General features: G+C 68.3%; 8 protein-coding genes and 1 tRNA gene. 1 reads left to right on the top strand and 8 read right to left on the bottom strand.

The features are described from left to right. Window positions 1–186: 186 nt before the first annotated feature. From ACI2LP_RS32755 to ACI2LP_RS32725, 7 genes are all read right to left on the bottom strand, one after another. Window positions 187–744: a GNAT family N-acetyltransferase gene (locus tag ACI2LP_RS32755; RefSeq protein ID WP_404728173.1), complete on the bottom strand. Its 558-nt coding sequence runs from the start codon at window positions 742–744 to the stop codon at window positions 187–189. Window positions 745–1040: 296 nt separating this feature from the next. Next, window positions 1041–1114: transfer RNA gene (locus ACI2LP_RS32750), tRNA-Pro, on the bottom strand. Window positions 1115–1237: 123 nt separating this feature from the next. Next, window positions 1238–2164, bottom strand: coding sequence for a metallophosphoesterase (locus ACI2LP_RS32745; protein WP_404728172.1), 927 nt, complete (start codon window positions 2162–2164; stop codon window positions 1238–1240). After that, window positions 2059–3549: a glycosyltransferase 87 family protein gene (locus ACI2LP_RS32740; protein ID WP_404728171.1), complete on the bottom strand. Its 1491-nt coding sequence runs from the start codon at window positions 3547–3549 to the stop codon at window positions 2059–2061. Before ACI2LP_RS32740 ends, ACI2LP_RS32745 begins: the two co-directional genes overlap by 106 nt. Before the next feature lie 58 nt (window positions 3550–3607). Then, window positions 3608–5044: a polyprenol phosphomannose-dependent alpha 1,6 mannosyltransferase MptB gene (mptB, locus tag ACI2LP_RS32735; protein ID WP_404728170.1), complete on the bottom strand. Its 1437-nt coding sequence runs from the start codon at window positions 5042–5044 to the stop codon at window positions 3608–3610. A gap of 338 nt (window positions 5045–5382) precedes the next feature. After that, entirely contained in the window at window positions 5383–5859 is a 477-nt protein-coding gene (locus ACI2LP_RS32730) for an ATP-binding protein (RefSeq protein WP_404728174.1), read from the bottom strand. Between the two features lie 274 nt (window positions 5860–6133). Continuing rightward, the gene (locus ACI2LP_RS32725) at window positions 6134–6655 is read right to left on the bottom strand and encodes an RNA polymerase sigma factor (RefSeq protein WP_404728169.1); all 522 of its coding nucleotides are present in this window, start codon (window positions 6653–6655) and stop codon (window positions 6134–6136) included. Between the two features lie 613 nt (window positions 6656–7268). On the opposite strand from ACI2LP_RS32725, the gene ACI2LP_RS32720 reads away from it, so the two are divergent. Next, window positions 7269–7733, top strand: a complete 465-nt coding sequence (locus tag ACI2LP_RS32720; protein ID WP_404728168.1) for a GatB/YqeY domain-containing protein — start codon at window positions 7269–7271, stop codon at window positions 7731–7733. Between the two features lie 119 nt (window positions 7734–7852). Here the strand turns inward: ACI2LP_RS32720 and ACI2LP_RS32715 are convergent, their stop codons facing one another. Then, window positions 7853–10072 (bottom strand): transglycosylase domain-containing protein, encoded by a 2220-nt coding sequence (locus ACI2LP_RS32715; RefSeq protein ID WP_404728167.1) that lies wholly within the window; start codon window positions 10070–10072, stop codon window positions 7853–7855. Between the last annotated feature and the right edge of the window lie 317 nt (window positions 10073–10389).

Below are 10389 nucleotides of genomic sequence, written 5' to 3'. Positions count from 1 at the left end.
AAACGCGCATCAACCACACCTTGGGGACGCGACGTTAGGTCCACAGACTGCCCGAGTCGCGGCAAGCTTACGGGCCCCGATCTCTCGCCCCATGGTGGCTGCGTAAAGCCGGCCTAAAGCCGTGGAGCCGACCGCCCCAGCCGCAGAGGGTTTCCCCCTCGATGCGCCTTTCGCTTGTACGTAGCGTCATGTGCGCAGGTCGAGCAGCATGACGTCATAGAGGTCCGGGCCCTCCCACGGGCGCGCCTCGCCGATCTTGCGGTAGCCCCACGCCTGGTAGGCGGCCGACGCTGCCTTGCTGTCCGGGTGGACGTTCAGCAGCACCCGTTCGGCCTCGATGACATGGAGCAGGGTCTCGTGCAGACGCCGCGCGACACCCTGCCCGCGCCAGGGTCCGCGTACGGCAAGTTCCATGAGGCCGAAGGTGCGGTGCCCGTCCTCGCGCCGCATGTCGTCGGGCACGGGCTCGGTCAGTTCGTCCCACCACCCTGTGTCAGGCTCGACTGGGTACCCGTATGCCATGCCGACCGGCTCGCCGTCCTCGGTACGGGCTAGGGCGGCGCGAAAAGTGCGCTTGCGGGTCTGGGAGCGAAAGCGCCGGAAGGTGGCTGCGACGTCGTCAGCGGTCTCGTTGTACGGCGGTTCCGCGAACACGTCGGCATAGATCAGCCTGAACGCGTCCTCAGCCTGTGCTGCGGCCGAGCCGTCCATGTGCTCTACCGTGATGGTTCCCTGTGGCGTCATGTGGTGCCCCCTCGGACTGTTCTCGCGGATGTAGCTTCTCAGCCCGCTGCCCGCGCACGGCGCGCGCCCGCGCCGTGCGCGGGCCTGACGTAGGGAAACTCGGTCCGCGCTGCGACTCAACTGGCTCCAAAGCTGACGATCATCGTTGACGCCTGGGTCTCCGATCAGTACGGAGATCCACATGCCGGGAGTGGATTTCCTTGATCCACTCCCCAGTCACTCCCGAGACGTCCAGAACGCAGGTCAGGCCCGGTCTTCCATGATGGAAGACCGGGCCTGACCTGGTGTTTCAGCTGTCGGGGTGGCGGGATTTGAACCCACGACCTCTTCGTCCCGAACGAAGCGCGCTGCCAAGCTGCGCTACACCCCGATGTCACCGCTGTCGCGGCGACATCGATTACTTTAGCCCACCCGCGCTCCCAGACGAAATCCGGTTTTCGCCGCTCTCCAGGCGGCTTCACCGGCAGGCCGCGCACCTCTGCCAGGCCCGTCCTCAGTCGCGCGCGACCAGCGTCAGCAGCGTCGCCTCCGGGGGGCACGCGAACCGCACCGCCGTGTAGCGGTTCGTGCCGCAGCCTGCCGAGACGTGCAGGTAGGAGACATTTCCCGCCGTGCTGTGGGTGGAGAGGCCCTTCGCGCGGGCCGTGTCCAGGTCGCAGTTGGTGACCAGCGCTCCGTAGAAGGGGACGCAGAGCTGCCCGCCGTGGGTGTGGCCCGCCAGGATCAGGGGGTAGCCGTCCGCCGCGAAAGCGTCCAGTGAGCGCAGATACGGGGCATGGACCACGGCCAGGGACAGGTCGGCGCCCGGCTCCGGGCCGCCTGTGACGGCGTCGTAGCGGTCGCGCTTGATGTGGGGGTCGTCGAGGCCCGTGAAGGCCAGTTCGTAGCCGTCCAGCTTCAGGCGGCCCCGGGTGTTGTTCAGGTTCACCCAGCCGGCCTCGTCGAAGGCGTCGCGCAGGACTTCCCACGGGTTGTGGACCACGCCGACTGCCGGGGCGTTGCCGTTCAGGCCGTGCTTGCCCCGTGCCTTTTCCAAGAGATAGCGAGCCGGATTGCGCAGCTTGGGGCCGTAGTAGTCGTTCGAGCCGAAGACGTAGACGCCGGGGAAATCGAGCAGCGGGCCAAGGGCGTCGAGGACCTCGGGCACGCCCTCCGGGTCGGACAGGTTGTCGCCCGTATTGACCACGAAGTCCGGGCGCAGGCCTGCGAGCGACTGGAGCCAGGCGCGTTTCTTGCGCTGGCCGCACACCATGTGGATGTCGGAGACCTGGAGTACGCGCAGCGGCCGCATCCCGCGCGGCAGCACCGGGACCCTCAGCCGTCGGAGGCGGAAGGAGCGGACCTCGAAGCCGGCGGCGTAGGCGAGGCCGGCCGCGCCGAATGCCGTGATTCCCAGGGGTACTCCGTAGCGTGCGCGCATGCGCCCATCGTTGCAGACCCGGTGGGTTGAGGGAGCGGGCGGGCGGGTCCCCCGGGCCTGCCCGATGTCCCGCTCGACGCCGCCTCCGGCCCGACCGATGTCGCCGTCGGTACGTCCGGCGCCGCCTCCGGTGCGTTCGACGTCGCGCCTTCGCGCAGCGGCAGCGCGAGCAGCAGGCCGAGGCAGATCCAGACGTACGTATTACTCCCCAGGAAGCCGTCAATGCCGCCCGCGCCCCAGCTCCACAGCCATACGACGCTGCTGCAGAGGAGCACATAGATCGTTCCGGCCCACCTCAGCAGCAGCTTCCTTCGCCGCGGGTCCTCCTTGCCGACCCGCAGTCCGGCGTCGGTGAGGACGGCGAGGGCCGGAAAGACCCAGACCAAGTGGTGCACCCAGGTGACCGGGCTGATGAGGCAGGCCGTCAGGCCGGTGAGCGCGAAACCCGCAAGCTCGTCACCCGCGGCGACCGCACGGCGTACCCGCCAGACCCAGACGCAGAGGAGTACGAGTACGCCGAGCGCCCACACCGTACGGCTCGGGTCGTCGGGTTCGGCGAGTCGAGCCAGGACGCCCTGCCAGGACTGGTTGGAGACATAGGCGAGCCTGCCGACGCGGTCCGTGTCCCACATCGCCTCGGTCCAGTAGACACGCGAGGCGCCGGGGGCCAGCCACAGTGCGAGCAGCGTCGCACTGATCGCGACACCCGAGGCTGTCGCGGCGGCCCTCCAGCGGCGGGTGACCAGCAGATAGCCGATGAAGATGGCCGGGGTGAGCTTGATCGCGGCCGCGAGACCGATGCCGAGGCCCGCGAACCGCCCCAGGCCGACGGACCCTCCTCGTCCCGCGAACCGCCCATCGCCCGCGGACCCTCCCCGTCCCGCAGCGCGCCCCCCACCTGTGGAGAGCAGCCACGCGTCCGCCAGTACCAGCGCCAGCAGCAGCAGATTCACCTGGCCGAAGCTGAATGTGTCCCGGACCGGCTCCAGCAGGGTGAACAGGCAGCCCGCGACGGCGAACGTGTACCACCGGCTCCAGCCCTGTCGGCGGACGATCGCAGCGGCCGAGCAGTACAGCACCGCAGCCGCCGCCGAGACATTGAGCAGCAGGCTGATCGCGAGGGCGCCCGGCCAGCCGATCAGGGTCATCGGCAGCATGCAGATCGCGGCGAACGGCGGATAGGTGAAGCCGTAGTGCGTCCCCGGCACCAGGTAGTCGTAGATGCGGCCGCCCTGCTGCCAGCTGTCGACGGCGCCGTAGTAGACGCGGAGGTCGAACCAGTGCCGGTGCAGCGGGACCGTAGCGAGGAAGAGTGCGGTCGCGGCCGCCAGGCCCACGACGAGGAACAGCCGCCCGCGCGTGCTGCTGGGCCAGGTCAGGGTCATGCCGCGCTCCCCATGAGGCGGGTCGTCAGGAGCCAGGTCGTGATGAGCCAGGTCATCGTCATGCGGCGCTCCCCAGCGCGTCGGTCCCGGCATGTGACGCCCCACGCCCCGCGATGCGATGCGCGCACCACAGCGCCAGCACCGCCAGGACCCCGCCGCACGTCGCCAGCGCCAGCTGTGGCCCCTCCGGAGCGAAACCGCTCGGCAGTACGGCCAGCGCCAGCACCGCGCTCGCGGCCGCGACCGCCCGCCGCACCGGTCTGTCCGGCCCGGCGGCGGCTATCAGGAACAGCCCCCACAGCACGTACCAGGGCCGTATCGCCGGACCGAGGACGGCCACCGCGATCAGGCTCAGCCCCAGTGCGTACACCGGACGCAGCCGATGGTGGCGCCGCCACGCGATCAGTACGGTCAGTGCGGTGGCGGCCAGTCCCGCCAAATGCCAGGCGGGGGCGGCGAATTGGGCCAGGCCGCTGCCCGCGCTCGTAAGCAGCGCGCCGGTCATCCGGCCCAGTGACGAGGTGATCGACCAGTTCTGCGGCGATACGGGAGTGTCCAGCGCGCCTATCCAGCCGTAGCCCGTGCCCGCGACGGCCGTCGTCACCGCCGTCGTCGCCGCGGCGATACCCACCACCGCAAGACCGGCCCTCAGCCGTGGCGTCCGGCCACCCAGCTGACGGCCCCAGAGCAGGGCGACAGCGACCAGCCCGAGCGCCGCGGGAGCCTTCACCAGGGCGGCGAGCGTGACCAGTACGGCGGCGAGGATCGGCCATCGTCCGAGCGCCGCGACCAGGCCCGCGCCCAGCAGGCCGAGCATGATCGCGTCATTGTGGGCCCCGCCGACGAGGTGCAGCAGCACGAGCGGATTGAGTGCCCCGAGCCAGAGGGCCGTGGCAGGGTCCGCCCCGCAGCGCCGGGCCAGCGCCGGCAGACAGAACACCATCACCGCGACCCCCAGCAGTGCGACGAAGCGCATGCCGAGCACTCCGACGGACACCTCCGTACGCGAGAGATCGGCTATCGCCGTCGCGCAGGCGAGGAACAGCGGGCCGTACGGAGTGGGGGTGTGCTGCCAGAGCGGCGCGACCTCGTCGGTCAGCGGTCCGCCGAGCCGGGACGGTCCGTTCGCATAGACATCTATCTGGGCGTCGACCATCGCGCCCTGGGCGAGATAGCTGTACACATCGCGGCTGAAGAGGGGCGGCGCCAGCAGCAGCGGCGCCGCCCACAGCCCGAGCGTGAGCAGCAGGGTGCGCGGGGCGGGTGGCTCGGGGCCGCGCACCGCCCGGCCCAGCAGCGCCCAGGCCGCGACCAGCAGTACGAGTCCGAAGTAGGTGGCGACCAGGCCGAGCGCCGCCCGGCCGGACTCCGGCGCAAGAGCCTCCCGTACGGGCAGCGCACCCGCGGTCACGCCGCCCGCGGCAAGCGCTCCGGAGCCCACCAGCCCCAGCAGTTGGCAGCGGCGGGTGTCGACGGGAAGGGGGGCGGCGAGCATCTGTGCAGCTTGTCAACGGGCGGTGGCCGGAAGGCGACGCGGCCGTCGCCATCGAGCGGCCGCCATATGTCGGCCACATGACGAACACACGGACGGAGGCAGGGAGAGAAGGAGACGCGGACGGAGGCAGGGACGGAAGGAGACGCGGACGGAGGCGCGGACACCAGCGACCCGCACCACGCAAAATGCACGGGCGTGCACATCTGCGAACCTGCCACACTTGGCCGCATGACCACTGTCAAGCCGTGTTCGCATACTTGAGCGGTACCGCAGGCGTGATCAGGCCATCAGGGTCCAGCGCCTGGTCCTCACGGGCAGCGTAGGCAGGGGGCAGGGCTTCAGTCTTCGGACACCCGAAGCTCGGCCCACACTGTCTTGCCGCGCGGCAGCAGATCGACACCCCAGCGGTCGGAGATGCGATCCACCAGGAAGAGCCCCCAGCCGCTCTCGTCCTGCGGTTGAGGCGGCAGCAAGCAAGGCAGTGCCCGCGATGGATCGCGGACCTCAATACGGATCCATCCCTGCCGCCGAAGCATGCGGAAACCGAACGCGCGTGCAGTGGTGTGACGCACTGCGTTGGCGACGAGTTCACCGACCAACTGCTGAGCGTCCTCGGTGCAAGCGTTCAACTGCCACAGCTTGAGCACACCGGTGGCAAGCCGCCTGGCCACGTCAGAGCTCTCAGGACGTGAGACGAGCCTGGTCTCGGCGAGTTCCGGATTGCCGTATTCCCGGATCACGTCGTCCTCGACCGCCGCCTCGTCACTCTCAAGCGTCGAGGACTGACGACGGTACAACTGACCAGCGTTGGCCAGCCTGCCTCCTGCACTTCCGCCGACTGCCTGCTGCGTGAAGACCGCATCAGCCGACGCAAGCTGACGGGCTGCGGAAACCGCTGAATGTGCCGCCGCCGACTTTTGCCTATGTGCCATACGGCGGTGAAGAATCGCCAACCCTTCCGCGGAGTCGAAATCCTGATCGAGGGCTTCGCGCAGGCCATGTTCGGTGGCCTGCAAAGCAGTTCGGAGGATGGCCGTTTCATCAGTGGTGCAGTCAGCGTCGTTGCTTCGGTCAGTGTCATGGCTTCGGTCAGCCATCGACTCCCTCCTGTCCAATGGTTTCCAGCAGGGACTGACGGGCCTGACTGATCAAGCTACGAACAGCCCCGTCGCTGATATCCATGATCCGGGCGGTCTCTGCCGTGGAGAAGTCGGCGATCTCGCGAAGCGCAAGTGCTTGGCGCTGGCGCTCTGGCAGCGAAGCCAGTGCATTCAGAACCTGCTGGTACTTCTCCTTGATCACCACGTGGTCGGCGACCGGAGGCGACGCATCATAGGGGTCGACGTTCTCCAGAGGCTCACACAGTGACTGCCGCCCGCGCGCCCTCCTGAGCACGTGCCGCACAGCCGTCTTACGCAACCATGCCCCCCAATCCCGGACGGGCGGGGCCGACCCGTCTCTGAGGCGAAGCCACGCTTGCTCGAAGGCATGCTGCACACCGTCCCAGCCGTCTGGTGGCGAACCGCCGGCCGCAAGCGTGGCAGCGGCCAACAAGGCTCGCGCATGTTCGGCGTAGAGCGCATCGAACTGTCGTAATCGTTCGTCATTCATGTCCCCGGCGTCGAAGGGGCCCGATCGCCCGGAGCGATCCCGCTCCCACACAGTCACCTCATTCCCCTGACCGGGCTTCCCCTGCGCGGTCGGGCGTCGGCGGCGGCACCTGCAGCGAGACCTCCCATTCGACGGTCGCCCTTCCCAGCCAGTCCACCGCCCGGTAGCGCGCGCTGCCACCGAGTGGCAGATGTTGCAGCAAGATCCTCGGAGGGTCAGTCCGCGCGCGCTCACGGATCCGGTAGACCCATGCGCCGATCAGAAGGGCCACCAATCCCAGGCACGAGCAGATCACCCACCCGACCCCCACCGTCCAATTCACCGCGCCTCCTTGCGACAGCACAAGCCGCTCATTAGGTAGAGCACCGTGCCGCGCGAAACGTCCAGCCGGCCGCGGGGCGGCACCCGCGTAGCCATTCCTCAGCTTGGTCAGGCATGGTGCCAGGCCGGCCGGGCGATGCGTCAGGATGGGAGGACGCGCCATGTGGGATCTGGCAGTAGACCGCCGTCAGCGGTCCGGTCAGGCCAGGATCGGCGGCCGCCCGGAACGGGGTAAGCGTGGTCGGCCGTTAATGCGGGGCGCGCACCGCGCACAGGTGCGAAAATCAACGGCATGACCACCCTCAAGTCCAAGCTGCACGAAGACCTCACCACCGCCATCAAGGCGCGGGACGAGCTGCGCTCCTCGACCCTTCGGCTGACCCTCGCCGCGATCTCCAAGGAGGAGGTCTCGGGCAAGACGGCCCGCGAGCTCTCCGACGACGAGGTGCAGAAGGTGATCGCCAAGGAGGCGAAGAAGCGCCGTGAGGCGGCCGATGCCTTCGCCCAGGGCGGCCGGCCCGAGCAGGCCGAGCGTGAGAAGGCGGAGGGCGTCATCCTCGACGCCTACCTGCCGCAGCAGCTGACGGACGACGAGCTCCGCGCCATCGTCGCGCAGGCCGTCGAGGAGGCGAAGGCCGCCGGCGCCGAGGGGCCGCGTGCCATGGGTGCCGTCATGAAGATCGTGAACCCGAAGGTGGCGGGCCGCGCCGAGGGCGGTCGGGTGGCCGCCACGGTGAAGCAGCTCCTCGCGGGCTGAGCGACGGTGGATACAGAGAACACGGTAGACAGAACACGGTAGTTGCAGAGAACAGAAAGAGGGGACCCGGCAGCCAGGCCGGGTCCCCTCTCTCTGTCGCTTCTGCGGGCAGTCAGCCCCTACGGGAACTTCCCGCCGTTCCCGCCGCCGTTGGCCTGGCCGCGGCTGTCCCCGCCGCCGAGGATGTCCGGCGGGATCGAGATACCCGGCCACGGCTCCCGTCCGCCGTTGCCATGGCCCGGCTTGTCGTCCGGCTTGTCGGGCTTCTCCTTCGGCGGGTCCGGGATCACGACGCTGTTGAACGGCGGCGCTTCCTTCCCCTCCAGCGCCCCGGTCATCGCGTCCCGCCAGATCGGTCCGGGGACCTGACCACCGAAGACCTTGTCCTCGTACTTTCCGCCGATGTAGATCCTCTCCATCTTCACCTGCTGGGTGGGGCTGCCGACCCAGACGGCCCCGGACAGGTTCGGGGTGTAGCCGACGAACCAGGCGTTCTTCCGGCCGTCCGTCGTACCCGTCTTGCCCGCGTTGTCACGGCTCTGCAGACCCGCCTGCTGACCCGTACCGGAGTCGATCACCCCGCGCAGCAGCGTGTTGATGGTGTCCGCGGTCCGCTCGCTCATGGCCTTGGTGCAGGTGCTCTGCGGCACCTCCAGGTTCTTGCCGTCGGCCGTCCTGATCGACTCGATGGCCGTCGGCGTGCAGTACGTGCCGCGGTTGGCGAAGGTCGCGTACGCATTGGCCATGGTCAGCGGGGAGATACCGGTGGAGCCCAGGGTCAGCGCCGAGGGCTCCTCGGGCAGCTTCTTGCCGTTGCCCTGCAGCACTCCGAGCCGCTGGGTCATCTCCATCACCGGGCACAGACCGATGTCGGCGATCATCTGCACGAAGTAGGTGTTGACCGACTTCGCCATCGCGTCCTTGAGGGCGTACGGACCGACCTCGGACTCGTTCTCGTTCTCCAGGCGCTGGTTGCCGAGGTTGACCCACGGCTTTCCGCTGCAGGTCGCCACCTGGGAGGGATAGGGCATCTCGTACGGCGCCGGATACATCTGCGTCGGCGGCTTGCCCTGCTCTATCGCCGCCGAGGCGACGAACGGCTTGAAGGTCGAGCCGACCGGGAAGCCGTAGTTCGAGCCGCCCATCCCCTGGTTGACCGAGTAGTTGATCTGCGTCTCGGTTTTTCCGAAGCCGTACGGCCGCGACTGGCCCATCGCCAGGATCTTGCCGCTGCCGGGCTGGACCATCGTCACCGCGGTGGCGACGTCGTCCGTCTGGTAGACGTGTTCCTTGATCGACTTCTGTGCCGACTTCTGCGCCTGCGGGTCGAGGGTCGTCTTGATCGTCAGGCCGCCCCGGTTCCAGACCTTGGCCCGGTCCTCCTTGGTCTTGCCGAAGACCGGGTCGGAGAGGAACACCTCGCGTACGTAGTCGCAGAAGAAGCCGGCGCCGCTGGCCGCGGTGATGCAGCCGTTCTTCGGCTTGCTGACCTTCAGCTTGATCGGGATCGCCTTGGCCTTGTCGGCGTCCGCCTGCGTGATGTCCCGTACGTCGGCCATGCGCTGCAGCACGGTGTTGCGACGCTTGATCGCCTCCTGCGCGTCATTGACCGGGTCGTAGCGGCTGGGGGACTGGACGATGCCCGCGAGCATCGCGGCCTCCTCCAGCTTGAGGTCCTTGGCCGACTTGGAGAAGTAGCGGTGCGAGGCCGCCTCGATGCCGTACGCCTGCTGCCCGAAGAAGGTGATGTTGAGGTAGTTCTCGAGGATCTTCTTCTTGCCCAGCTCTTCCTCGACCTGGATCGCGAACTTGAGTTCCTGGATCTTGCGGCCGAGCGTCTGCTGGGTGGCCTGGGCGACCTTGTCGGGGTCGTCGCCGGCCTCCTCCACGAAGACGTTCTTCACATACTGCTGTGTGAGCGTGGAGGCGCCCTGGGAGACCCCGCCCGACTGGGCGTTGCGGTTGAGCGCGCGCAGCACGCCCTTGAGGTCGATCGCGCCGTGCTCGTAGAAGCGCGAGTCCTCGATCGCGACGATCGCCTTCTGCATGTACGGGGAGATGTCCTTGAGCGGCACCACCGTGCGGTCGCGGGAGTAGACCGTGGCGATCTGCCCGCCCTGTGAGTCAAGGATCGTGGTGCGCTGGCTCAGCGGCGGCGTCTTGAGGTTGGCGGGGATCTCGTCGAATCCCTTCACCGTTCCCTTGGCCGCGAGTCCCAGTGCGCCGACGGCCGGCAGGGCGATGCCTGCCAGCACAGCTCCGGAGAGCACGCTGACACCGAGGAACTTGGCGGCCTGCTGGGTCCCTGTCAGACCTCCGCCGGAGCGCTTCTTTGCCATGGGGGGCAGCCTACGTTCTGAATCGCCGGACACGCGTATATGCCTTGGCCTAAGCTGCTCTCAACTGTCACAGCCGTGCGGTTCTGCATCAAGCCCTTCCAAGACCCCCCTGCATCCCGAATCTTGCGGGCTCATGTCCGAATTCGCCTCATGCGTCGTTCGACGTCCGTTGTGGCTCAGCTGAACTGCCCCCATTTGCCCGGATAGTCGCTTATGCCCCCACCTCACTCCCCTGGGTGATCTGCCGCGTACCCATAGTCCGTTCGGGCCATTCAAGATTGGGCCCGAAGGGGGTGTTGCGCTGTGCCCACCTTCCG

Source organism: Streptomyces sp. NPDC019890 (assembly GCF_044903445.1).
In the GTDB taxonomy this organism is placed as follows: domain Bacteria; phylum Actinomycetota; class Actinomycetes; order Streptomycetales; family Streptomycetaceae; genus Streptomyces.
The sequence above is the reverse complement of the archived record's forward strand: the minus strand, read 5'-3'. Positions and strand labels throughout refer to the sequence as shown.

Coding starts and splice junctions, on each gene's coding strand:
- ACI2LP_RS32720 (WP_404728168.1), top strand. CDS start 7,269: ATGACCACCCTCAAGTCCAAGCTGCACGAAGACCTCACCACCGCCATC.
- mptB (WP_404728170.1), bottom strand. CDS start 5,044: ATGCTCGCCGCCCCCCTTCCCGTCGACACCCGCCGCTGCCAACTGCTG.
- ACI2LP_RS32755 (WP_404728173.1), bottom strand. CDS start 744: ATGACGCCACAGGGAACCATCACGGTAGAGCACATGGACGGCTCGGCC.
- ACI2LP_RS32715 (WP_404728167.1), bottom strand. CDS start 10,072: ATGGCAAAGAAGCGCTCCGGCGGAGGTCTGACAGGGACCCAGCAGGCC.
- ACI2LP_RS32740 (WP_404728171.1), bottom strand. CDS start 3,549: ATGACCCTGACCTGGCCCAGCAGCACGCGCGGGCGGCTGTTCCTCGTC.
- ACI2LP_RS32725 (WP_404728169.1), bottom strand. CDS start 6,655: ATGAATGACGAACGATTACGACAGTTCGATGCGCTCTACGCCGAACAT.
- ACI2LP_RS32745 (WP_404728172.1), bottom strand. CDS start 2,164: ATGCGCGCACGCTACGGAGTACCCCTGGGAATCACGGCATTCGGCGCG.